The sequence below is a fragment of the Streptomyces sp. NPDC001634 genome, assembly GCF_040298185.1.
In the GTDB taxonomy this organism is placed as follows: domain Bacteria; phylum Actinomycetota; class Actinomycetes; order Streptomycetales; family Streptomycetaceae; genus Streptomyces.
On sequence record NZ_JBEOZU010000017.1, the window covers coordinates 93,321 to 116,342 of the forward strand.

18 protein-coding genes and 1 pseudogene are annotated in these 23,022 nt (G+C 70.5%); 6 read left to right on the plus strand and 13 right to left on the minus strand.

The features are described from left to right. Nucleotides 1-198: 198 nt before the first annotated feature. From pulA to ABT186_RS13840, 3 genes are all read left to right on the plus strand, one after another. Nucleotides 199-5,607, plus strand: a complete 5,409-nt coding sequence (pulA, locus tag ABT186_RS13830; protein WP_351925174.1) for a pullulanase-type alpha-1,6-glucosidase — start codon at nucleotides 199-201, stop codon at nucleotides 5,605-5,607. A 78-nt stretch (nucleotides 5,608-5,685) separates the two neighbouring features. Beyond that, nucleotides 5,686-7,299, plus strand: a complete 1,614-nt coding sequence (locus tag ABT186_RS13835; protein ID WP_351235308.1) for a SpoIIE family protein phosphatase — start codon at nucleotides 5,686-5,688, stop codon at nucleotides 7,297-7,299. A gap of 33 nt (nucleotides 7,300-7,332) precedes the next feature. Continuing rightward, the gene (locus tag ABT186_RS13840) at nucleotides 7,333-7,689 is read left to right on the plus strand and encodes a 5-carboxymethyl-2-hydroxymuconate Delta-isomerase (RefSeq protein ID WP_351235310.1); all 357 of its coding nucleotides are present in this window, start codon (nucleotides 7,333-7,335) and stop codon (nucleotides 7,687-7,689) included. 6 nt (nucleotides 7,690-7,695) lie between these two features. On the opposite strand, the gene ABT186_RS13845 is transcribed toward ABT186_RS13840, so the two are convergent. The 4 genes and pseudogenes from ABT186_RS13845 to ABT186_RS13860 form a co-directional block, all read right to left on the minus strand. Continuing rightward, the gene (locus tag ABT186_RS13845) at nucleotides 7,696-8,412 is read right to left on the minus strand and encodes a TetR/AcrR family transcriptional regulator (protein WP_351235312.1); all 717 of its coding nucleotides are present in this window, start codon (nucleotides 8,410-8,412) and stop codon (nucleotides 7,696-7,698) included. Between the two features lie 56 nt (nucleotides 8,413-8,468). After that, nucleotides 8,469-8,808: pseudogene (locus ABT186_RS13850) on the minus strand (2Fe-2S iron-sulfur cluster-binding protein); the annotation flags it as partial. Nucleotides 8,809-8,848: 40 nt separating this feature from the next. Beyond that, the gene (locus ABT186_RS13855) at nucleotides 8,849-10,765 is read right to left on the minus strand and encodes a hypothetical protein (protein WP_351925176.1); all 1,917 of its coding nucleotides are present in this window, start codon (nucleotides 10,763-10,765) and stop codon (nucleotides 8,849-8,851) included. A 591-nt stretch (nucleotides 10,766-11,356) separates the two neighbouring features. Continuing rightward, a complete protein-coding gene (locus tag ABT186_RS13860; protein WP_351235316.1) occupies nucleotides 11,357-11,860 on the minus strand; it encodes a tetratricopeptide repeat protein in 504 nt (167 codons plus the stop codon). Between the two features lie 188 nt (nucleotides 11,861-12,048). Here ABT186_RS13860 and ABT186_RS13865 point away from each other — a divergent pair, with 188 nt between their 5' ends. Continuing rightward, entirely contained in the window at nucleotides 12,049-12,480 is a 432-nt protein-coding gene (locus ABT186_RS13865) for a hypothetical protein (RefSeq protein ID WP_351235318.1), read from the plus strand. Between the two features lie 106 nt (nucleotides 12,481-12,586). Here ABT186_RS13865 and ABT186_RS13870 read toward each other — a convergent pair whose 3' ends face one another. The 7 genes from ABT186_RS13870 to ABT186_RS13900 all read right to left on the minus strand — a co-directional run bounded on the left by ABT186_RS13870 (nucleotide 12,587) and on the right by ABT186_RS13900 (nucleotide 20,077). Further along, the gene (locus ABT186_RS13870) at nucleotides 12,587-14,122 is read right to left on the minus strand and encodes a DUF1996 domain-containing protein (protein WP_351235017.1); all 1,536 of its coding nucleotides are present in this window, start codon (nucleotides 14,120-14,122) and stop codon (nucleotides 12,587-12,589) included. 226 nt (nucleotides 14,123-14,348) lie between these two features. Continuing rightward, on the minus strand, nucleotides 14,349-15,002 hold the full coding sequence (locus ABT186_RS13875) for a response regulator transcription factor (protein ID WP_351235015.1): 654 nt from the start codon (nucleotides 15,000-15,002) through the stop codon (nucleotides 14,349-14,351). Then, entirely contained in the window at nucleotides 14,987-16,255 is a 1,269-nt protein-coding gene (locus ABT186_RS13880) for a sensor histidine kinase (RefSeq protein ID WP_351925178.1), read from the minus strand. The genes ABT186_RS13875 and ABT186_RS13880 overlap by 16 nt, the downstream gene beginning before the upstream one ends. A 118-nt stretch (nucleotides 16,256-16,373) precedes the next feature. Next, on the minus strand, nucleotides 16,374-17,366 hold the full coding sequence (locus ABT186_RS13885) for an NAD-dependent epimerase/dehydratase family protein (protein WP_351235011.1): 993 nt from the start codon (nucleotides 17,364-17,366) through the stop codon (nucleotides 16,374-16,376). Nucleotides 17,367-17,451: 85 nt separating this feature from the next. Then, a complete protein-coding gene (locus ABT186_RS13890; protein ID WP_351235009.1) occupies nucleotides 17,452-18,051 on the minus strand; it encodes a winged helix-turn-helix domain-containing protein in 600 nt (199 codons plus the stop codon). Nucleotides 18,052-18,435: 384 nt separating this feature from the next. Beyond that, nucleotides 18,436-19,467 (minus strand): glutamine synthetase, encoded by a 1,032-nt coding sequence (gene glnII, locus ABT186_RS13895; protein ID WP_351925180.1) that lies wholly within the window; start codon nucleotides 19,465-19,467, stop codon nucleotides 18,436-18,438. A gap of 142 nt (nucleotides 19,468-19,609) precedes the next feature. Then, nucleotides 19,610-20,077 (minus strand): MarR family transcriptional regulator, encoded by a 468-nt coding sequence (locus ABT186_RS13900; RefSeq protein WP_351235005.1) that lies wholly within the window; start codon nucleotides 20,075-20,077, stop codon nucleotides 19,610-19,612. Nucleotides 20,078-20,143: 66 nt separating this feature from the next. Between ABT186_RS13900 and ABT186_RS13905 the strand changes: the two genes are divergently transcribed. Beyond that, a complete protein-coding gene (locus ABT186_RS13905; protein ID WP_351235004.1) occupies nucleotides 20,144-21,004 on the plus strand; it encodes an alpha/beta fold hydrolase in 861 nt (286 codons plus the stop codon). A 2-nt stretch (nucleotides 21,005-21,006) separates the two neighbouring features. Here ABT186_RS13905 and ABT186_RS13910 read toward each other — a convergent pair whose 3' ends face one another. Then, nucleotides 21,007-21,729, minus strand: a complete 723-nt coding sequence (locus ABT186_RS13910) for an SCO2207 family protein (RefSeq protein WP_351235002.1) — start codon at nucleotides 21,727-21,729, stop codon at nucleotides 21,007-21,009. A gap of 135 nt (nucleotides 21,730-21,864) precedes the next feature. Continuing rightward, the gene (locus tag ABT186_RS13915; RefSeq protein ID WP_351235000.1) at nucleotides 21,865-22,224 is read right to left on the minus strand and encodes an arsenate reductase family protein; all 360 of its coding nucleotides are present in this window, start codon (nucleotides 22,222-22,224) and stop codon (nucleotides 21,865-21,867) included. A gap of 391 nt (nucleotides 22,225-22,615) precedes the next feature. Here ABT186_RS13915 and ABT186_RS13920 point away from each other — a divergent pair, with 391 nt between their 5' ends. Then, complete coding sequence (locus ABT186_RS13920) at nucleotides 22,616-22,924, plus strand: hypothetical protein (protein WP_351234998.1); 309 nt, start codon at nucleotides 22,616-22,618, stop codon at nucleotides 22,922-22,924. Nucleotides 22,925-23,022: the final 98 nt, after the last annotated feature.

Genomic DNA, 23,022 nt, shown 5'->3' on the forward strand with positions numbered 1-23,022 from the left:
CCAGGGGTGAGCGTGGGCCAGTTGAGAAGGGCACGTCAAGGTTGACGGTGAAAGTTCTTTCTGTGACTTTCAAGCCTCTTGCTGTAAACCTTTCGCCAGCGATACGGTCACGCCGGCGCCCGGCAGCGAAGCCGATGCCGCGGCGAGGGGTCGGACCCGAGGATCCAACTGAGCCGTAATCGCAAGGAGTTTCCGCCTGTGATACCGAGATGGCCGGCGCCCCGGACGCGCCGCACCGCGAGCCGGAGAAGGGTCGCGGCCCTCACCGTCGCCGCGCTCTCCACCGCCCTCCTCCAGCCCCTTTCCGCCAGGGCCGCCACCCCGCCCGCACCCCCGTCGGACGCGCGGCTCGCCGCCGAGCCCGCCCGGCACGACGACACCCGCGAGCAGTTCTACTTCGTGATGCCGGACCGGTTCGCCAACGGGGACACGTCCAACGACCGGGGCGGGCTGACCGGTTCACGGCTGGCCACCGGCTACGACCCCACCGACAAGGGCTTCTACCAGGGCGGCGACCTCAAGGGCCTGACCAAGCGGCTCGACTACATCAAGGGGCTCGGCACCACCGCCATCTGGATGGCTCCGATCTTCAAGAACCAGCCCGTCCAGGGAACCGGCTCCAATGCTTCAGCCGGCTACCACGGCTACTGGATCACCGACTTCACCCAGGTCGACCCGCACTTCGGGACGAACGCGGATCTGAAGCACCTCATCTCCAAGGCCCACGCCAAGGGCATGAAGGTCTTCTTCGACGTCATCACCAACCACACCGCCGACGTCATCGACTATGAAGGCAAGTCGTACGACTACCTCTCCAAGGGCGCCTTCCCGTACCTGACCAAGGACGGCCGGCCCTTCGACGACGCCGACTACGCGGACGGCACGAAGGGCTTCCCCTCCGTCGGAGCCGCCTCCTTCCCGCGCACGCCCGTCGTTCCCGCCGCGAAGAAGGACGTCAAAGTCCCTTCCTGGCTCAACGAGCCGACGATGTACCACAATCGCGGCGACTCGACCTACGCCGGAGAGAACGCCACCTACGGTGACTTCTCCGGCCTCGACGACCTGTGGACCGAGCGCCCCGAGGTCGTCAGGGGCATGGAGAAGATCTACGAACGCTGGGTGCGGGACTTCGACGTCGACGGCTTCCGGATCGACACCGTGAAGCACGTGAACATGGAGTTCTGGACGCAATGGGCGACCGCGCTCGACAAGTACGCCGCCGCGTACGGCCGCAGGAACTTCTTCATGTTCGGCGAGGTCTACTCCGCCGACACGTCGATCACGTCCCCGTACGTCACCCAGGGCCGTCTCGACGCCACGCTCGACTTCCCGTTCCAGGAGGCGGCCCGTGAGTACGCCTCCCAGGGCGGGAGCGCGCAGAAGCTCGCGGGTGTGTTCGGGGACGACTACAAGTACACGACCGACAAGGCCAACGCGTACGAGCAGGTCACCTTTCTCGGCAACCACGACATGGGGCGGATCGGGTACTTCCTGAAGCAGGACAGCCCGAAGGCGACCGATGCCGAGCTGCTGAAGAAGGACGAGTTCGCCAACGAGGTGATGTTCCTCAGCCGCGGCAACCCCGTCGTCTACTACGGCGACGAGCAGGGCTTCACCGGCTCCGGCGGCGACAAGGACGCCCGCCAGACGATGTTCGCCTCCAAGGTCGCGGACTATCTGGACGACGACGAGATCGGCACCGACCGTACGCACGCGAGCGACTCGTACGACACGAGTGCACCGCTCTACAAGGAGATCGCCGCTCTCTCGAAGCTCCGCAAGGACCATCCCGCGCTCGCCGACGGCGTTCAGACCGAGCGGTACGCGGCCGACGGTGCCGGTGTCTACGCCTTCTCCCGTACGGGCACCGACGGCACCGAGTACGTCGTCGCCCTCAACAACGCGGACGAGGCGAAGACGGCCACCTTCGCGACCGGGTCGGCGGACATGACCTTCCGCGGCATCTACGGCACGGACGGGTCCCTCAAAAGCGACGCCGACACCAAGGTCACCGTCACCGTCCCGGCCCGGTCCGCCGTCGTCCTCAAGGCCGCCCGCCCGCTCGGCGCACCGGCCTCGAAGCCGACGCTCACCCTGAAGGCCCCGGACGCGGGCGCCACCGGCACCGTGGAGCTCTCCGCCGACGTCCAGGGCGGACAGCTCAACCGTGTCGTCTTCGCCGCCCAGGTGGGCAACGGCACATGGCGGACCCTGGGCACCGCCGACCACGCGCCGTACAAGGTCACCCAGACCGTCGCCAAGGGTGTTCCGGCCGGAACCGCCCTGCGGTACAAGGCAGTCGTGGTCGATTCGGCGGGCCGGACAGCGAGTGCGACGGCGGGCAGCACCACCGGCACCCCGCCCGCCGCCCAGGTCCCCACCGCCTCCTCCCGCGACTATGCGATCGTCCACTACAAGCGCACCGACGGCGACTACGACAACTGGGGCCTGTACGCCTGGGGCGACCTCGCCGACGGTGAGGCGACGACCTGGCCGAACAGCCACCCCTTCGTCGGCCGTGACGCGTACGGCGCCTTCGCCTACGTCAAGCTCAAGCCGGGCGCCTCCAGCGTCGGCTTCCTCGTCATCGACAAGGACGGCAACAAGGACGTCTCGGCCGACCGCACCATCGACGTCACCAAGACCGGCGAGGTCTGGGTCGAGCAGGGCAAGGAGGCCGTACAGACCCAGCGGCCCGACTACCCGGCGCAGGACAAGTCCAAGGCGGTCATCCACTATCACCGCGCCGACGGGAACTACGACGGCTGGGGCCTCCATGTGTGGACAGGGGCCGCAAACCCCACCGACTGGTCCAGCCCGCTGAAGCCGGTGCGGACCGACGCGTACGGCGCGGTCTTCGAGGTGCCGCTCGCCGACGGCGCCACCAGCCTCAGCTACATCGTCCACAAGGGCGACGAGAAGGACCTGCCCGCCGACCAGTCGCTCGACCTGAAGGCGAACGGCTACGAGGTGTGGCTGCTGAACGGCCAGGAGAAGTACCTGCTGCCGCAGCCCGCGGGCAGCGCCGCCGCCCTGGACCTGACCACCTCCAAGGCGATCTGGATCGACCGGAACACGGTCGCCTGGAACGGCGTCGAAGGCGTCGCTTCCACCCAGCTCGTCTACTCCCACGACGGCTCGATCGCCGTCAAGGACGGGACCCTGACCAGCGACGACGAGCGCTGGCTGCGGCTGACGAAGACGACGCTCACCGACGCGCAGAAGGCGAAGTTCCCCCATCTGAAGGACTACACGGCCTGGTCCGTCGACCCGCGCGACCGCGACCGGGTGCGCGAGGCGCTCGGCGGTCAGATCGTCGCCTCGCAACGGGCCGCGAACGGCGCGGTGGCGGCGGCGACGGGCGTCCAGATCGCCGGCGTACTGGACGATCTGTACGACGCGACGAAGGCGGACCTCGGGCCGGCCTTCCGTCACGGCCGTCCCACGCTTGCCGTGTGGGCACCGACCGCGCAGAACGTCTCACTGGAGATCGGCGGCTCCACGGTCGCCATGCACCGGAACGCCACCACGGGCGTCTGGTCCGTCACCGGCCCGGCGTCCTGGAAGAACAAGCCCTACCGGTACGCGGTGAAGGTGTGGGCGCCCAGCGTCCGCAAGGTCGTCACCAACAAGGTCACCGACCCGTACTCGGTCGCCCTCACCGCCGACTCCGAGCGCAGCCTCGTCGTCGACCTGAACGACAGGTCGCTCGCCCCGAGCGGCTGGTCCTCGTACCGGAAGCCCAGGGCCGTACCCCTCAGGGACGCGCAGATCCAGGAGCTGCACATCCGGGACTTCTCCGTCGCGGACAGGACCGTCCCGGCCAAGGACCGGGGCACCTACCTCGCCTTCACCGACAGGAACAGCGACGGCTCGAAGCATCTGCGGGAGCTGGCGAAGGCCGGCACCTCGTATGTGCACGTGCTGCCCGCGTTCGACTTCGCGACCGTCCCCGAGAAGAAGTCCGAGCAAGCCACCCCCGGCTGCGACCTCGCCTCCTACGCCGCCGACTCCGACCGGCAGCAAGCGTGCGTCGCCGCGACCGCCGCGAAGGACGCCTACAACTGGGGTTACGACCCGTACCACTTCACGGTCCCCGAGGGCTCGTACGCCACCGACCCGGACGGCACGGCCCGTACGGTCCAGTTCCGCAAGATGGTCAAGGCGCTGAACGAGGACGGCCTCAGGGTCGTCATGGACGTCGTCTACAACCACACCGCCGCGAGCGGTGAGGCCGACACATCGGTGCTCGACCAGATCGTGCCCGGCTACTACCAGCGGCTGCTCGCCGACGGCTCGGTGGCCAACTCCACCTGCTGTGCGAACACCGCGCCCGAGAACGCCATGATGGGCAAGCTGGTCGTGGACTCGATCGTCACCTGGGCCAAGGAGTACAAGGTCGACGGGTTCCGCTTCGACCTCATGGGCCACCACCCGAAGGCCAACATCCTCGCCGTGCGCAAGGCCCTCGACGCGCTGACCCTCGCAAAGGACGGCGTCGACGGCAAGAAGATCGTCCTCTACGGCGAGGGCTGGAACTTCGGCGAGGTCGCCAACGACGCGCGCTTCGTGCAGGCCACCCAGCAGAACATGGCCGGCACCGGCATCGCGACCTTCTCCGACCGCGCCCGTGACGCGGTGCGCGGCGGGGGCCCCTTCGACTCCGACCCCGGCATCCAGGGCTTTGCGTCCGGGCTGTACACCGACCCCAACTCCTCGACGGCGAACGGGACTCCGGCCGAGCAGAAGTCCCGCCTGCTGCACTACCAGGATCTCATCAAGGTCGGTCTGACCGGCAACCTCGCCAAGTACCGCTTCACCGACTCGGGCGGCAAGGAGGTCACCGGCGCCGAGGTCGACTACAACGGCGCTCCCGCCGGCTACGCGGACGCACCCGGTGACGCCCTCGCGTACGCCGACGCGCACGACAACGAGTCGCTGTTCGACGCCCTCGCCTACAAGCTGCCGGGGGACACCTCCGCGTCCGACCGGGCCCGGATGCAGGTCCTCGCCATGGCCACGGCCACCCTCTCGCAGGGCCCGTCCCTCTCCCAGGCCGGCTCCGACCTGCTGCGCTCCAAGTCCCTCGACCGCAACTCGTTCGACAGCGGTGACTGGTTCAACTCGATCCACTGGGACTGTCGGGACGGCAACGGCTTCGGACGCGGACTGCCGATGGCGGCCGACAACCAGTCCAAGTGGCCCTACGCCAAGCCCCTGTTGACCTCCATCACGGTGGGCTGCCCGCAGATCGACGGCGCCTCGGCCGCGTACCGGGACCTGCTGAGGATCCGTACGACCGAACCCGTCTTCTCCCTCGGCACCACCGGCCAGGTGCAGTCGGCGCTCTCCTTCCCGCTCTCCGGGAAGGACGAGACACCCGGCGTGATCACGATGGAGCTGGGTGACCTGGTCGTCGTCTTCAACGCGACACCGAAGGAGCAGAAGCAGACGGTCGCCGCCCTCGCCGGGAAGGGCTACGCGCTGCACCCGGTGCAGGCGTCGGGCGCGGACTCTATCGTCAAGACGTCCTCCTACGTGGCGGAATCCGGCACGTTCGCCGTTCCGGGTCGCACCGTGGCAGTCTTCTCACGGGTCACGCAGTAGGGCATTAGCGTGGTGGGGCGGGCCGGGAACTCCGGGCCCGCCCCACCTTCTTCTTTTCTCCGCCGAGGGGCGGCTCACATGGACGGCAACGGCAACCGGACGAGTTCCACCGTGCTGGTGGTCGACGACGCGCCCGCCAGCCGCTATGCGCTGGGTGCCGTGCTCCGCAGGGCGGGACACAGCGTGGTGCCCGTCGCCAGCGGCGGCGAGGCGCTGAACGAACTCGGCACCCGGCTACGCAAGGGCACCCTGCCCGATGTCGCCCTCGTGGATGTGGGGCTGCCGGACATGAGCGGCTTCGAACTGTGCCGCAGGCTCAAGTCCTCGCCCACCACCGCCGGGCTGCCCGTCGTGCACTTCTCGGCCGTCGCCGCCGGGTCGGGCTTCCGCTGCCGGGGTCTGGACTCCGGCGGCGAGGCCTATCTCTCGGTGCCGGCCGAACCCGAGGAGATCGAGGCCGTCGTACGGGCCGCCGTGCGCGGTGCCCGGATGCGCACCGGAGCGGAGACGCTGGCCCGACGGCTGACGCTGCTGTCCGAGACGATCGTCTCCGTGCAGGCGGCGCGGTGCATGACGGAACTCGTCCGCGCCGCCGCCGAGGGCACCGCCCGGCTCACCGGTTCGCCCGCCGTCGTCTTCGTGCTCGGCGAGGACGGCGAGCTGTACCGCGGTTTCTCCCGCTCCCGGGCGCGTGCGGCGCTTCCGGACGCCGAGGCCCACGAGACCGTGGCCCGGCTGATCCGCGGGCTGGTCGCCGGGCACACCGGGGCGCGCGGCACGGTGGTGCCGTACCCGCTGTGGCCCGCGGGGTTCCTGCGGCCCGGCAAGCCCGAGGACGCGCGCGTGGTGGTGGCACGGACCCAGGAGGGCAAACCCGCCGTCTGCCTCGCCGTCCCCGCGCAGGGGCCGGCCACCGAGGGCGACGCCCTGGTAACCCGGCTCGCCCAGGCCACCGTGCTCGCCGCGGAGGCCCTGCTCATGTACCAGGTGGAGCGGCATGTCGCCCTCACCCTGCAGCACAGCTTCCTGCCCCAGCAGATGCCTGTGGTGCAGGGTGTCGAGCTGGTCGTCCGCTATGTGCCGGCTTCCCGGCAGACCGAGATCGGCGGTGATTTCTACGCGGCGCTGACGACCTCGCGCGGGGTGCTCACCGCGGTGGGTGATGTCGCCGGGCACTCGCTTGACGCGGCCACCGTCATGGTGGAGATCCGGCATGCGCTGCGCGCCTACTGCGTCGAGAACCCGGACCCCGAGAGTCTGGCCCGGAGGCTGGACCGGCTGCTGCAGCACTTCCACCCCGACACGACCACCACCGTCTGTCTGGTTCTGGTCGACCCGGACAGCGGGCGCATCCGCATCGCCAACGCCGGTCATATCCCGCCGCTGATCGTGCACGACGACGGCACCGCCGAGTACGCCGCCGCCGCGGGCCCGCTGCTCGGCCTCGGCCTGGACCGGCCGCCGCCCACCGAGGCGTTGCTGCGGCCGTCCGACCGGCTGCTGATGGTCACCGACGGGCTCATCGAGAATCGTGGCACCGACCTCGCCGTGTCCATGGAGCACCTGCGTACGGCCGCCGCCGACGGCCCGCCGGGCATCGGCGCACTGTGCGACACGCTGCTCGGCTGCTTCGGCCGGGACCCGCAGGACGACATCGCGCTGCTGGCGTTACGGCTGGGGGGATCGGGCTAGGGTGAGGGCGTCCGTCCTAGAACAGGGGTGCCCATGCCGCAGATCACCGTCGACTACTCCGCACAGCTGAAGGACGCCTTCGACCGGCGCGGGTTCGCAACGGCGCTGCACGCCGAGGTGGTCGAGATCGCGGCCGCGCGGATCGAGGCGTGCAAGACGCAGTTCCGCCGTACCGAGGACACCACGGTCGGCGCCGACCCGGACGGGCACGCGATCGTGCACGTCACCCTCGGCCTGCTTGCAGGGCGCACCGAGGAGACCAAGGCGCGGCTCACCGAGGCGGTGCTGGAGCTGCTGCGGCAGCACGTGAAGCCGGATACGGGGCTTGCGCTGCACGCATCGGCCGAGGTGCGGGACCTCGATGCGTCCTACCGCAAGTTCGAGAGCTGACCCTCGTCAGGACGCCAGGGCGACCAGCCGGCCGACCAGGTCGGTGAAGGGCCCGTCGGCCGGCTCGTCCTTGAGGGTGCGGCGCAGCAGCGCCCTCATCTCGGCGTCGTGGGCGGCGCTCACGGCCGCCAGCGCCGCGAAGTCGTGCACGAGCTGTACCTCCAGTTCGCCACGCGGGATGCGCCGACCGTCCAGCCAGATCAGCGCCGTCGACTCCACGAGCGAGATCCACGAGCGGATCACCAGTTCCAGCCGCGCGGGCGGATCCTGGACCCGCAGGTGCGCAAGGATCTGGACATACGCGGCCTGCCGCACCGAGTCGATGAGCGCGTTCGTCCGGGACACTGCATCTTTTGAGCGGACTCCGTCCGCGGGGACGGCGGGGCCGCCGCGCATCAGCGCGGAGAAACCTGGCCCGTGGTCGTCGACGAAGTCGAAGAACCGGCGCATCACCCGCAGCAGCCGAGCCCCTAGCGGACCCTCCTGCGGCTCCACGAACCGTTCGGCCAGATCATCGGACGCACGCTTCAACGCGGCTTCGTACAGGCTGAGTTTGCCGGGAAAGTAGTGGTAGATCAGCGGGCGCGAGATGCCCGCGGCCGACGCTATCTCGTCGATCGAGACCTCGTCGGGGGAGCGCTGGCTGAACAGTTCGAGCGCGACGCCGATCAACTGCTGCCGCCGCTCCTCGACTCCCATTCTGCGGCGTATCCCGGTAGTCATGCGAACACCTTACCGATCGAATCCGGCCCCGAACGGGCGGGACCGACGACGGTTGTTCACATATTCAGCACAAGTCTCCCACTGGGCGCCCACGATACGCAGATCAGCATCGAGTCACCGAGCTCCGCGTCGGTCAGCAGTTCGTCCCGGCGGTCGACCTCTCCCGCCGGCACCCGCTGTCGGCAGGTGCCGCAGAACCCCTGCTCGCACGAGCGGGGTGCCTGGCAGCTCGGCGCGGACGGCGGCGAGCACGGATGAGCCGGCCGGTATGGTCAACGTCCGTCGGCTGCGGCGCAGTTCGACCTTCTCGAAGGGGTGGTTGCCGACGACGGTGGCGCGCGGCGCGAACCGCTCCAGATGGACGGTGGCGCCCTCCGGGAGCCGGGCCTCGACGGCGGGGAACCCTCGTTCGACCACTTGTTGACGTTGCCGTCGACTACCGGAGCCCGGAGATCGCCCTTCCGTCGGCCAAAGTCCCCTTCAGCCCGGCCTGAGCCCCCTGCTTCGTCCGTACCGCCAGCAGATTGCCCTGCGCCGAACCCTCCACCCCGCCGGTCGCCCGGACCGACCGGGTGTCGGCGCTGCCCGCGGCGAGCAGGTACCAGGACCCCGCCGCCGACTTCCACAGCACCCCCGCCAGCACATGCGGATCCTTCGCACCACACGCGGCGACGTCCTCGGCCTTCGCCGCCACCGCCCCGTACGCCACGCCCGGCGTGTGGAACTGCGCCAGCACCCGCGCCCCGCCGCCCCGCCAGGTCTCCGCCCGTGTGCACACCCACGCCGCGTCCCCGGAGTCGTCCGGCAGCGTCTGTTGCGCGTACCCCCAGGCGTTCACGGACCGCACGCCCTGCGACCGAACCGCCGCGAGCGAGCACGCGAACGGCGACCAGGTGCGCAGCGCCGCCGCCCCGGACACCTCCCGCGGCGCGGCCGGCCGCCCCACGGTGAGATGCGCCGGCGCCAGCTCCCCGAGGTCGGTCAGCAGCCGTGTGCCCGAAGCGTCGGTCAGCTGCAGCACGTTCCACGACGTGCATGCGCCGGTCTGCTGCGCCGGGCTCGCCAGCGGGGCGGTCACCCCGCCGGTGGGACCCAGGTCCATCGCCCCGGCCGACGGCTTCGACAGGTCCCGCTCGGCCGCTCCGGTCACCCAAGGCGCCGTCAGATAGCGGACGTTGCCGTCGGCGCGGTCCAGCACCAGCGCGTCCGCCTCGGCGCCGGCCGCCGCGTCGACCCGGGCGAAGTCGAGCGCCGCCCCGCTCGTGCCGCTCACCGGCTCGGCATAGCGCACGATGCGCAGAGCGTCGTAGAAGATCACCACACGGGCGGCGTCCACCCGGCCCGCGTACAGCAGTTGCGGCGGTCCGGCCGGGCCGCCCGACGGGGTGCCGGGGGTCGCCGAGACCTGGACGGACTCGCCGGGCCGCGCCCATACGGCGAGCGCGCGGCGCAGCAGCGCCTTGTCACCGGGCAGGTCGCCACGCGCGGGCCACACGGAGAAGTCGGTGCGCGCCGACGTCTTCCACGCGATGGCTGCCGCCTTCGTCACCTTGGCCGGATCCAGGGCGGCCCGGGCGGCCGGGTTCTGCGCGTACGAGGGTGCGGCCGCGCCGTCCGGGCCCCAGCCGCCGCTCGGCAGCGCGAGCAGCGCGCCGCACACCGCGACGGCGGCCGCGGCAGCGAGCGCGGCCTTGGTGTGCTGTCTGCGCCGCATCAGATCGGTCGGCCGCGCCTGCAGCGAACACGGGTCGAACTCGGGGGAGTCGAGCAGCGCGTCCTGCACCGGCACACCCGCCGCCTGACGGACGGCCGCCGCGGGGTCCGCCACGCCCGCCGCGTCGAGTACCTTGCGGACGCCGTCCTCGGGGAGCTTCTCCAGGCCGCGCAGCACATAGGCGGCGCGGGCCGGGCCGGAGAGCGTCGACAGGTGCTGGTCCAGGGCGAGTTCGTCCGCTCCGCCGGAGCGCGGGAAGAGCCTGAGGCCCCACACCTGGGGGAACAGCGACGGCAGCTGGGCCCGCTTCGGCCAGGCCCTGCGCTTCAGCGGCAGACCCGCCTCCAGCGCCGTACGCACCACCTGGAGGCGGACGAAGGAGTAGCCGGGGTCGCCGTCGCGGCCTGTCGCCTGGGCCGGGATCACGGAGGCGGAGGCGCGCCCGCGGGGGAGTGCCCGCTGGGTGAGGGCGTGCGCGGTCAGCACCCGCCGGTTTCGGCCGAGGCCCGGCGGCAGCACCAGATAGGCCAGCCGGACGAGCCGGGGGTAGTGCTCGACGAGCGCGGCCTCGGCCTGCTCGACGTCGACGACCGGGCCGGAGGCCCGAGTTGTGCGCGGGGCGACATCCTGTGACTGCACGCCCGGCAAAACGAGCGAGACGGTGGATGGTCACCTGGACCGGGCCCCTGCCGTCCATTCCGTCACTGGGGTCCGGGGGCCGCACCCACGAATCGGGCTCTGGGGCGGAGCCCCAGCGGGGTGCGGGGGATGGAGTCCCTGCCGGGGTCGAAGGGCGGGGCCTCTGGTGGGGTCGGAGGGGCGGAGCCCCAGCGGGTGCGGGGGCGGAGCCCCGCGGGGGGTGCGGGGGATGCTGTCCCCGCCCGGGGGCCAAGGGCGGGGCCTCTGGCGGGGTTGAAGGGGCGGAGTCCCTGTAGGACGGGAAGGGTAGGGGCGGCGGGGGCGAAAGCCTCAGGCGTCGGCCGCGCCGGTGACCCCCTGGGGCCCGGAGGCGGATCGTCCGGCCCGGGGCCCGTGGACTGCTGCGCATTCCGTTGCGGGACCCGACGCCGGTCTACCCGTACTCGCTCGCCTGGTACTCGGTCAACCGGCCGCCAGGCCCGGAGGAACCGGCGGGCCAGGCTGCGACGGGCCTACGAGGCGGACCCGGATCCGGGGCCCGGACGTGGGCCCCTGCGTGGGTTCGAGGGGGCTGTGGGTCTGCGGGGACGGTCAGTCCCCGGGCTCGATCAGCAGGCGCGCGTAGTTCGCCATCGAGCGCTGGTAGCGCGGCAGATGGGGCGCGAGCGCGCCCAGCACGAGGGAGAGGCCCTCGCGGTCGCGGCCCAGGCTCGACAGGCACAGGGCCAGACAGGCGCGCACCGCGTCGTCGAGTTCGTCGGACGGGGCCTCCAGTTCGGGCGTGAGCAGCTTGACGCCCTCCTCCGCCTGCCCGGTGTTCCGCAGCGAGCTGGCCAGCTGGATCTTGGCCCGGCGCCCGCGGTAGCCGTCGAGGCCGCGTGCCAGCGCCTCCCGGTACAGCGGCACCGCCCGGTCCGAGTGACCGGTCGAGTCCCAGGCGCAGGCCTGTTCGAAGGGGCCGACCGGGCTGTCGTCGGGCAGTTCGGCGACAAGGGCGTCGATCACCGCCCGGAACTCGGCCGCGCCCTCCTCGCCGTAGTCGTCGAACGTCGCCCAGGCGGCGGCCACGCGCTCGTCCCAGTCCTGCGTGCTCATGTGTCCCCCTCGTCTCGACCGCTCGACCGGAGACCCTCGCACACATGTGCCGTCCGGGGCACCGGATTTGCGTGATCTTGGAGTGAGCCATGGCGCAATTGAGTACGGAGCGCATCGGAGCCGTACGGAAAGGGAGGGCCCTCGCGGGGGGCTCCCAGTGGCAAGGGCCGGAAGGACCGGAGGAACACATGAGGTGGACGCGCGAGAAGCTGGCGGCCGGTGCGGCCGTCGCCCTGCTGGTGCTGACCGGCTGTGGCGGCTCGGGCGGTTCGGCCGCGTCGGGCACCGACCGGAGCAAGGTCCCGGCGACCGCGACCGGCAGCCTTGAGGACCTGGCGGCGGACGTGAAGTGCAAGCCGAACATCCAGACGGACGCCGACGAGATCCGTCAGGCCATCTGCAACAACTCCGACGGCAAGTTCGTGCTGGCCACCTTCGCCACCGACCGGGGACAGCGCGAGTGGATCAACGACGCCAAGGACTACGGCGGTTTCTACCTCGTGGGCAGCAAGTGGGTCGCCGTCGGCGACGACGCAGTGGTCAAGGCGCTGCGCGGCAAGCTCGGCGGCGACCTGGAGACCGGGGTCGACCACCACGCCCACGCCGGTCACAGCGGCTGAGCCGCGGCCGGTCCGGTGGATCGGCCACTCCGGGGCGCACACACCGAAGGCCGGTGGCGGGATCTCCCGCCACCGGCCTTCTTCAGTGGGTCACCGGCTCAGTGGGTCACTGGCACTTCTGACCCGTGTTGATGCAGTTGGCGATCGTGGCCGCCAGGTTCCCGGTCGTGACGCTGATGAAGTCGTCGTGGTCGGTGGCCGGCTTGTGGAGCTGCTCCGGGAAGCCGTCCACCGCGTAGGCGTTCTTCACCACACCGTTCTGGATGGTCGGCGGCGTGATGTTGTACACCAGGCGCATCGTCAGTTGCGGGATGGCCTTGAAGCCGTTGCCGCAGACACCGCTCGCGGGGTCCGCGAAGGCCACGTGGGTGCGGTGGTTGGCGCTGTCGATGTTCTGGCCGTCCCAGCAGCTCTGGAAGGCGAACGTGCGCACCACCTTGCTGCCCTGCGGGCAGATCGGGTACTGCGTCGTCAGCTGAACCTTGTTCTCGAAGCCGGTGCAGCTCCAGTGCGCGTTGGCGTTCGCCAGGCCGTTGGTCGTGGTCTTGGCGTCACCGGTGATGATGCGCAGGAACTGCGGCATCGCGACGACCTTGCTGGCCGCGCTGCCGACGTACTTGATCTGCGCGACATCGGGCTTCAGGATCCGGCCGACGTTGCCTTCCTTGCCGCCGCCGTCCGCGTTCTGGTCGAAGTCCTTGGTGCCGTCCTGGACACGGACCACGGGCCAGTAGTACGCCGAAAGGTCGTTCTTGTTCTGGCAGCTGGTGCCGCCCTGCAGGAACGTGTTGTTGCTGGAGAACGCGTTGACCTTCTGGTTGCCGACGTAGTCGTGCAGGTGGTGCGCGCCGTTGGTCACGCCGGGCGCCACGATCACGTTGTCGGTGTTGTGGTTCTTGTTGGCGTTCGTACCGCACCGGGTGGTGAACGTGCCGGTCGAGGCGTTGGCGGTCTTCCGCGGCTTGGCCTGGACGTTCGGCGCGACCTTCGTGATGTCCACGAAGTCGGCCGCGACAGGTCCGTTGCCGGCCTGGCCACCGATGTTCTGCTGCTGGCCGGCGCCGGCCTGGCCGCCGTTGTTCTGCTGCTGGCCGGCACCTGCCTGCCCGCCGTTGTTCTGCTGCTGCCCGCCGTTGTTCTGGACGCCCCCGGCGGTTGTGTTGTTGACGGGGGTTCCGGTGCAGGCGGCAAGACCGTCGAGCGAGGCCGGGGCGGTGGCGCCCACCCGCTTGAAGTCGATCTTGATTCTGCCGATGACCGCGGTCCGCTTGTCCTTGAGCGGGCCGAGGATGGCGTTCTGAACGAAGTTCGCGTCGTTCGCCTGCGCCTGGCGTGTCGAGGCGAGCCGGGCGTATGCCTCGGTGATCTGCTTGTCCAGGGTCGCCAGTTCCGTGTCGACCTGCGACTTCGCCGCGCTCGGCGTGGTGGTCAGCTGCTGGCCGACGTCCGGGCAGGTGATCGTGGCGATCTGGGCACTGGCGGCCTTCGTTGAATTCCCTCCCCACGCCTGGTTGTTCGACTCGTGAGCCGAGGCGTAGTAGTTGGCCCAGAGCAGCCCGCCCCCACCGACTGCTAGGGCCGCCGATGCGGCTATGGCCTTGGTGGCCAGCGGCGTACGGCGTTTGCGTGTGTTGCGTCCCATGGAACTCCTCTGACTTCCTTTCGGGGCGGAGGCGCCCGACAGGGGTGAAGCGGTGTCCTCGAATACGCACGGGGCCCATGGGGTGTTCAGAGGTGACAGAAAAACTTGGAAGTTCCTGAGGGCATTTCGGGCGCAAGAGGTGCAGAAGCCCCTGTTTCAAAGGGAGTTGAGGGGGGTAGATCGCAGATTTTTGAATCGAATTCAGTGGCCGGCGGCGGAACTGCCTTCACCGCCCGTGATCCAAATAGGCGAGTACGGCCAGAACCCGGCGATTGTCGTCATCGGAAACCTCAAGGCCCAGTTTGGTGAAGATGTTCGAGGTATGTTTCGCGATCGCCCGTTCCGTGACCACGAGTTGGGCCGCGATCGCCGTGTTCGAACGGCCCTGGGCCATCAGTTCCAGCACCTCCAGCTCCCGGGGCGTCAGCCGGCCCAGCGGCCGGTCGTCCGCCGCCCGCCGCGACAGCAGCTGCTGGATCACCTGGGGGTCCATGGCGGTGCCGCCTGCCGCGACCCGTCGTACGGCGTCGACGAACTGCTCCGCGTCGAACACCCGGTCCTTGAGCAGATAGCCCACCCCGCCGTTTCCGTCCGCGAGCAGTTCCCGGGCGTACAACTGCTCCACGTGCTGCGACAGCACGAGCACCGGCAGCCCCGGCCGGTCCTGGCGGGCCCGCAGCGCACACTGCAGCCCCTCGTCCGTGTGCGTCGGCGGCAGGCGTACGTCCACCACAGCGACGTCGGGCGCCAGCTCGGACAGCGCGCGGGCCAGCTCGGGGCCGGTCGCCACGGCCGCGGCGATCTCGAAGTCGTACGCCTCCAGCAGCCGGACCAGTCCGTCACGCAGCAGGAACAGGTCCTCGGCTAGGACAACGCGCACGGAATCTCCATCGTCACCATGGTGGGACCGCCCGCGGGGCTGCTGACGGCCAGAACGCCGTCGAATGTTCCCAGCCGGCGCTCCACCCCGGCCAGACCCGAACCGGCCCCGACCACCGCGCCGCCCCGCCCGTTGTCGGTGACCGCGATCCGCAGCATGCCGTCCGTGTGATGGACGTTCACCCGGATGCGGTCGGCGCCGGAGTGCTTGGCGGCGTTGGTGAGGACCTCGCTGACGGCGAAGTACGCGGCCGACTCGACCGGGGCGTCCGCGCGGCCGTCCAGATCCACGGTCACCTCGGTGGCCAGGGGCAGCCGCAGCGCCAGCGCCCGTACGGCGTCGCCGAGGCCGCGTTCGGCGAGCACCGGCGGGTGGATGCCGCGGACCAGGTCGCGCAGTTCGGCGAGCGCGTCGGCGGAGGACCGGCGGGTCTGCGCCAGAAGCTTCCTGGCCTGCGCCGGGTCCTTGTCGAGGAGCATCTCGACGGTGCCCAGATCCATGCCCATCGCGACCAGCCGGGCCTGCGCCCCGTCGTGCAGGTCCCGCTCGATGCGCCGCAGTTCGGCCGCGGAGGCATCGACGGCGTCCCGCCGGGTCTCCGTCAACTTCTCTACACGGCGGGCGAGTTCGGCCTCGCTCGTCGGGGCCAGCTGCGCCTTGGTGATCCTGAAGTGCGTGCGGATCAGCGCGGGGTTCCACTTCACGGCGACGGCGAGCCAGACACAGCCGAGGACCCCCGCGGCGAAGGCGGTGGCCCAGCTGGTGACCGGGATGAACCCGTACCAGTAGTCGTCCGACGCGCCCACGATCGGCTTCCACAGGCCCGCCGCCAGCAGAACGCCGAAGGCCCCCTCCGCGAGCAGGCCCGGCGCCAGGACGGCGACGGTCGCGGCGGCCGTCGTGTCCACGAACAGCCAGCGCAGGTCCCGCCAGGTCGCCGGGTCCCGCAGCAGCCGGTTGGTGAGCTCCACCCGTCCCATGAGCCCACCGCGCGCAGGCGGCGGAAGGGGCTCGTACGGGGACGGGATCCGGGGCCCTGCCCACTCCTCCGCCAGCAGCCGGCGGCGGTCGGCGTACGAGCGCACCGCGAGGAGCACGGGCGGGGTGGTGAGCACTCCGACGCCCAGCGGGATGAAGGCGATCGACAACGTGGCCAGGACAGACATCATGAGGGACGGGATCCACCCCACCACCGCCAGCGCCGCGCCCTGCGCACCGGCCTTCAGCGCGTCCTGTATCCGTGCCACGTTCATGGACCCCCGCCTCTCTCGGTTCGGGTCCAGTGTGCCCGTCGCCTCCGTGCAGGTCAGGGGGATCACCACCCGGCCGGGGGGTGTACCTGACACCACCCCCGGCCCGACGGTCACAAGCTCAGAGGCCGAGCACCTTCGCCTCCACCGCGGGGTCGAGGCCCACCGCGGGCCGGTCGGGCCGTTGGGGCGCGGTGCCGCCGATGCCCTGAAGCCAGCTCCAGGTGTCGGCCACGGTCTCCGTGACGGGGCGGCAGTCCAGGCCCGTCGCGACCGCCCGCGAGACGTCCCCGCTGTGCATGGCGTCGTGCATGTCGCTGTTCGGGGGTACCCACACGGGCAGCTGCGTCCACGGCTCGATGCCCGCGTCGAGGACGACATCCGGGTCGGTCCAGCGCAGCTCGGCTGCCGTGCCCGTGACGTCCACGCAGGCGTCGAGGAGGTCGCCCATCGTGGCGTGCCCCTGCGGGCTGACGAGGTTGTACGGTCCGCTTAGCTCCTGCTCCGCCGCGCCGAGGATCCACTCGGCGAGGTCCCGGACGTCGACGTACTGCAGCGGCAGGTCCCGTGGTCCCGGGGCCAGGACCGGGCCGCCGCGGGCGATCCGGGTCAGCCACCAGGGCAGCCGGCCGATGTTCTCGTACGGCCCGAGGATCAGCCCGGCCCGCACGAACACCGAGCCGGCAGCGCCGAAGGCGCCCAGCGCGGCCAGCTCACCGCCCCGCTTGTCCTGTGGATACTCGGTCAGGTCTGCGTCGGCCTCCGCACCCTCGACGAGGGGCGCGTCCTCGGCGTACCCGGCGGGCGGGGCCCACGCGTAGACCGAACAGCTGGACACATACACATACCGTCCGGCGCGGCCGGCGAGCAGCCGGGCGGCCTCGTGCACCGCGCGGGGCGCCCGCGACCAGGTGTCGACGACGGTGTCCCACTCGCCCTCGGCCAGCGCGGCCAACCCGCCCGGCGCGGTGCGGTCGCCCTGCAACGTGCGCACACCGGGCGGGGGCTGGTGCCGTCCCCGGTTGAAGACGGTCACCTCCCAGCCCCGCCCGAGTGCCGCCTCCACGACGGCCCGTCCCGCGAACTCCGTACCACCGAGCACCAGAAGTCTCATGCCGGCGACTCTGCCCGACCCGGCCGCGGGACGGAACGGGAATCTGCTACCAGGAGAACCGGAGAACCGGCGGTTCCCGGAACCGTCAACGCCCGGTCGGCGGCGCGTACTTGTAGCCCACGCGCCGTACCGTCTGGATCGCCTTGCGGTGCTCGGCGCCCAGCTTGCGCCGCAGCCGGGCGACGTGGACGTCGACGGTGCGTCCGTCGCCCACGTGCCCGTAGCCCCACACCGTGGTCACCAGCTGGTCCCGGGTGTGCACCCGGTGCGGGTGCGCGACCAGATGGGCGAGCAGCTCGAACTCCAGGTAGGTGAGGTCGAGCGGCCGTCCGTCCACCTCGGCGATGCGCTGTGCGGCGTCGATGCGGACGAGCGCATCGCCGCCGCGGCCGGTGTCGTCGGTGTCCACGGCGTCCGGGTGGTCCGGCATTGCGACCGGCAGGAACGGCGGCTGCTGGTCGGCCGGGACGAGCACCAGGTAGCCGATCATCGGCGGCCGGCCCGGCAGGCCGGGCACGGAGTGCTGGGGCGCCGGCAGCCAGGTGGCGCCCGGCGGAAGGAGGCCCGCCACGTCGACGGTCTCGTTCCGGTCCACGGCACGCAGCCGGTGCCGTGCGGAGCCGTTCGACGGGGCGGTGGTGGGCTTGAGGGTGGTGGCGGTCGAGAGAGAACGGGTGGTCGCCATGAGAGGTCAGCTCTTTCGCGCGAGAAGTTCGTCGGGGAGGCCGACGACCGCGAGTTCGTGGTCGGGGTCGTCGAGGACGTACGTCGTGCGCGCTGGCCGAAGGCCGGGGTGTACGGCTTTAGAGGGCCCGCGCGTTCCCCGCGCGACAACACACCCGGTCGAAGTCGTGGTGCTGACGGGAAGGCCAGAAGGGCTCGAGGTCATGGCGACCCGTCGCGCTGTACTTCTGGAAGCCGGTCATGGCCCCATTGAAGCAGACACCCGGGTCCCGCAGGAGACTCCTCTCACTGGTCGGACGCTTCCCTGGAGGGAAGTTGACGGAGACAAGACGAGGGGGGCGCCCACCGGACGGTGGACGCCCCCCTCGGGAGCCGTGGGCGTCGATCAGACCTGGCCGGCCTTCTCCAGCGCCGTGCAGCAGGTGTCGACGATCAGGCGGGTCACCACGTACGGGTCGACGTTGGCGTTCGGGCGGCGGTCCTCGATGTAGCCCTTGCCGTCCTTCTCGACCTGCCACGGGATGCGGACCGAGGCGCCGCGGTTGGAGACGCCGTACGAGTACTCGTTCCACGGGGCGGTCTCGTGCAGGCCCGTCAGGCGGTCGTCGATGCCGGCGCCGTAGTTCTTGACGTGGTCCATCGGCTTGGAGCCCTCGCCGAGCGACTCGCACGCGGTGATGATCGCGTCGTAGCCCTCGCGCATCGACTTGGTGGAGAAGTTGGTGTGCGCGCCGGCGCCGTTCCAGTCGCCCTTGACCGGCTTCGGGTCGAGGGTGGCGGAGACGCCGAAGTCCTCGGCGGTGCGGTACAGCAGCCAGCGGGCGACCCACAGCTGGTCGGCGACGTCGAGCGGGGCCAGCGGGCCGACCTGGAACTCCCACTGGCCGGGCATGACCTCGGCGTTGATGCCGGAGAGGCCCAGACCCGCCTTCAGGCAGTTGTCCAGGTGCGCCTCGACGACGTCACGGCCGAAGATCTCGTCCGCGCCGACACCGCAGTAGTAGCCGCCCTGCGGGGCCGGGAAGCCGCCCTCCGGGAAACCGAGCGGACGCGAGCCGTCGAAGAAGGTGTACTCCTGCTCGATGCCGAAGATCGGCTCCTGCGCGGCGAACTTCTCGGCGACCTCGGTCAGCGCGGCACGCGTGTTGGAGGGGTGCGGGGTCATGTCCGTGTTGAGGACCTCGCACAGGACCAGCACGTCGTCGCCGCCGCGGATCGGGTCCGGGCAGGAGAAGACCGGCTTGAGCACGCAGTCCGAGGAGTGGCCCTCGGCCTGGTTCGTGGAGGACCCGTCGAAACCCCAGATCGGCAGCGCGTCGAGGCCGGCGGGGGCGCCCGCGATGATCTTCGTCTTGGAACGAAGCTTGGCCGTCGGCTCGGTGCCGTCGATCCAGATGTACTCAGCCTTGAAGGTCACGGGCCACATCCTTCGGGGGTGGGTCAGGCGCACTTGCGGGTGCTGCGGCGCTGCGGCACTGGGGCGCCGCGGTTGTTGCCCGGCAGCTTGTCAACAGGCGATTTCCCGATCATTGCCCGAGTGTGAACCGTGTGTTACCGGGTCATGCTGTGCCGTGATGCATGCCGTCCCCGGCCGCGGCGTCCCGCACTCCGCCCAGGAACCCCCGGATCGCGGCGAGTTCCCGCTCGTCGTACCGCTTCAGCAATTCCACCGCCCGTTCGATCAGCGGGCCGAAGAACTCCCACCCAAGCTCCACCGCCCGCTCGTCGACCTCGACGAGCACCCGTCGCCGGTCGCGCCCGTCCCGTACGCGCCGCACGTGCCCGAGCCGTTCCAGGCGGTCGACCAGGGCCGTGGTGCCGGCCGAATTGAGCCCGAGGAGCGAACCCAGGCGGCCCGCCGTCATGTCCTCCCCGGCGCGCGACGCGTCCATGAGGGCGATCAGGGCGCGTACGTCCGTCGGGTGCATGTCGTTGCGGTTCGCGAACCGGGAGCTGTGCAGACCGAGTTCGGCGGTCACCGCGCGCAGCAAATGCACGATCTCCATCTCGCGTTCGTGGTCCGACATGCCTTCCTTCCGACTATCATCTCGCTGACCGATTATCTCGCTGAACGAGATAATAAGGGAGGGTGCATGATCGACCGCGCATTCGATGTTCAGGGGTTCCGGACGGCTTACGACACGGTGATGGCGAAGTGGCCCGCGGACCGGGAGGCGCTCACCGTCACCACCCGCTTCGGTGTGACGCATGTGAACGTGTGCGGCTCCCGCGACGCACCGCCGCTCGTCCTCCTGCCGGGCGGCGGCGGCGCGACCTCGGCCTCCTGGTTCGGGTGCGTCGAGGCGCTCGCCCGTACGCACCGCGTGTATGCCGTCGACCTCATCGGTGAGCCGGGCCGCAGTACGAGCGAGGCCGGCCACCCCCTCCGTACGGTGGCCGACCTCATGGACTGGCTGGACCTGCTCCTGGACGCCCTGGGGGCCGACACGACCGCCCTGTGCGGCCACTCGTACGGCGGCTGGATCGCCCTCCACTACGCGCTGCACGCACCCGGCCGCGTGGCCCGCCTTGCCCTGCTCGATCCGACGCAGTGCTTCGCCGGATTCCGGGCCGCCTACCTGCTGCACGCCCTTCCCATGCTGCTGCGCCCCTCCGCGCGCCGGATCCGCGCCTTCCTGGAGTGGGAGACCGGCGGGGCGCCGCTCGACGCGGAGTGGCTGCGGCTCCAGGAGGCGACGGCCGGTTTCCCGGCGGTGAAGCCGGTCACGGGGCCGCGCCCGAGCGCCGCCGCGCTGCGCTCGCTGCACGTGCCGGTCCTGCTGCTCGTGGCCGCGCGCAGCAGGACTCATGACCCGGCTCAAGTGGCCGCTCGGGGCGCCGAGTTGCTGCCACAGGTGGAGACCGACGTCCTGCCGGACGTCTCACACCACGCCTTGCCGCAGACCAACCCGGCGGCCACGAACCGCCGCCTCCTGAAGTTCCTAGGCCGCTGATCTCACCCCACTTTCTCGATCAGGGCCCGGCGGATCAGGAACTTGCCGGGCTCGCGGACCTGTTCGAAGGCCGCGTTGTTGAGCAGCACACAGCTACCGGAGACCGAAGTGACGGTGACCGTCGTGGACTTGTTGTTGTCCAGGTTGGTGACCTTCAGCTTCGTACCCGAAGGGAACTGGTTGCTGGAAGCGGCCGGGGCGCCGCCCTCGCCGGAGAGCGTGACCGTCGAGCCCTTGCAGACCTGCTGCCCCGAGGCGTTCGCGGCGTTCCCGGCGTTCCCGGTGTTGTTCGCGGGTGCCGTCGCCGCGGGCGCGGAGGTGGCGGCCCCCGAGGCCTGGGGGTCCTGAGCCGACCCCCCGGCCTGCGCGGTGCCGCCGGACTGCGCCGATCCTCCCGACTGAGCCGCTCCGCCCGCCTGGATCGACTCCCCGACCTGGCAGCCGGACGCCTCCTGCTGGCGCTTGATCTGGGCGACGACCGCCTCGCGGTTGGCGATCCGCGCCGCCGACTGGGCGTCCGGCTTGGCCTTCTGCGCGGCGATGAACGACTCGTTGTTGCCGAGCGCGGTGGCCAGGCCCTTGCAGACCGTCGAGTTGGATGCGTTCTGCACGTTCGCCGCGTTCGAGGTGGCCGCGAGGGCGAAGGCCCCGCCGCCGGCCACCACGACGGCACTGGTCAGAAGTGCAATCTTCTTCTTGGGGCTGAGGGTTCTCCTACGCGACATGCGCGCCTCCTGTCCCCGGCCGTCTCGGTGGTCGGCCGGATGCGATAGGTACGCCGCTATGTACGAGATCCCGAACGGGGTTACTCAGCGGTTACAGGAGTCACCGAAGTAACGTGGGTCACACAGGAGTTGGGTTCAGCGGGACAAAGCGTCCCGTACCGCCTCGTCCGTGCGTGCGACGACGGCCGTACCGTCGTCGGCGGTGATGATCGGCCGCTGGATGAGCCTGGGGTGCTCGGCGAGCGCGCGCACCCAGCGGTCGCGGTTCGAGTCGTCCCGCGCCCACTCCTTCATGCCGAGTTCCTTGGCGTCCGCCTCCTGGGTGCGGGTGATGTCCCACGGTTCGAGACCGAGCCGCGTCAGCACCTCGCGGATCTCGTCCTCGCTCGGTACGTCCTCCAGATAGCGGCGCACGGTGTAGTCGGCGCCCTCGGCGTCGAGCAGGGTGAGTGCGCTGCGGCACTTCGAACAGGCCGGGTTGATCCAGATCTCCACGGATCACACGGTAGTCGAAACACCGTTCCCGGAGGCTGAGCCGGACTCGGCAGCGAGGGATGCCCCCATCGGTGCAGCAGCCGGATCAGCCCGCTGCCACGCCGAAAGGGCTGGTGCCGACGGTGGCCGTTGCGACGACCTTGTCGGATTTCGGGTCGGGGTTCCCGGGTGGGTCCTCGTCGTGCCCGCGCGAGCTCTGTTCGAATTTGCCGCCGTCTCACACGCATCTCGCGGACCGGGTGTGACACAGCGACAATTACCTTGCCCACCTGGACGTTTGCCGACCTCTGCGGACTCCCTGGATGTCAGTGCCGGGCAGTAAACTATAAGGAGTGTTCGAGGGAGTTGCCGGGGTGTCCGGCGGCTCCCTGACCGCGACAGGAGGATGCCTGTGCCCGCTGCCGCAACCAAGCCGAAGCCGACCCAGTCCACCGCCAAGCACCCGGTGCTCATGGACCTGCCGTACGCGCCGGTGGAGAAGCGACCGCTCCCGCCGGGGCGGCCGCGTGAGTGGTACGTCACGCACAACCGGCGCCTCAAGGCGATGCGTCTCGCGATCGCCCTGCTCGACTCCGGGGTGTACGTGCCGAACCAGGCCCGCAACGAGAAGATCCGGAGCACGGCGGAGCTGATCGGAGTGCATCCGCCGTCGGACACGACGTGTCACATGGTGCGGGCGCTCATGCGGTACAGCCGCTGAGCCTTGGCGCCGGGTGCCCTGTTGTTCCGAGGGCGCCCGGCGTTGGGGTTGCCGTCCCCGGGAGTTTCGCCCTCATACCCCATCGGCCTGAACGACCT

Bases quoted from the DNA above. Each gene is read 5' to 3' on its own strand.
- ABT186_RS13910 (WP_351235002.1), bottom strand. From the start codon at position 21,729: ATGTCGCGTAGGAGAACCCTCAGCCCCAAGAAGAAGATTGCACTTCTG.
- ABT186_RS13885 (WP_351235011.1), bottom strand. From the start codon at position 17,366: ATGAGACTTCTGGTGCTCGGTGGTACGGAGTTCGCGGGACGGGCCGTC.
- ABT186_RS13840 (WP_351235310.1), top strand. From the start codon at position 7,333: ATGCCGCAGATCACCGTCGACTACTCCGCACAGCTGAAGGACGCCTTC.
- ABT186_RS13890 (WP_351235009.1), bottom strand. From the start codon at position 18,051: ATGGCGACCACCCGTTCTCTCTCGACCGCCACCACCCTCAAGCCCACC.
- ABT186_RS13845 (WP_351235312.1), bottom strand. From the start codon at position 8,412: ATGACTACCGGGATACGCCGCAGAATGGGAGTCGAGGAGCGGCGGCAG.
- ABT186_RS13880 (WP_351925178.1), bottom strand. From the start codon at position 16,255: ATGAACGTGGCACGGATACAGGACGCGCTGAAGGCCGGTGCGCAGGGC.
- ABT186_RS13835 (WP_351235308.1), top strand. From the start codon at position 5,686: ATGGACGGCAACGGCAACCGGACGAGTTCCACCGTGCTGGTGGTCGAC.
- ABT186_RS13870 (WP_351235017.1), bottom strand. From the start codon at position 14,122: ATGGGACGCAACACACGCAAACGCCGTACGCCGCTGGCCACCAAGGCC.
- ABT186_RS13905 (WP_351235004.1), top strand. From the start codon at position 20,144: ATGATCGACCGCGCATTCGATGTTCAGGGGTTCCGGACGGCTTACGAC.
- ABT186_RS13900 (WP_351235005.1), bottom strand. From the start codon at position 20,077: ATGTCGGACCACGAACGCGAGATGGAGATCGTGCATTTGCTGCGCGCG.
- ABT186_RS13865 (WP_351235318.1), top strand. From the start codon at position 12,049: ATGAGGTGGACGCGCGAGAAGCTGGCGGCCGGTGCGGCCGTCGCCCTG.
- ABT186_RS13860 (WP_351235316.1), bottom strand. From the start codon at position 11,860: ATGAGCACGCAGGACTGGGACGAGCGCGTGGCCGCCGCCTGGGCGACG.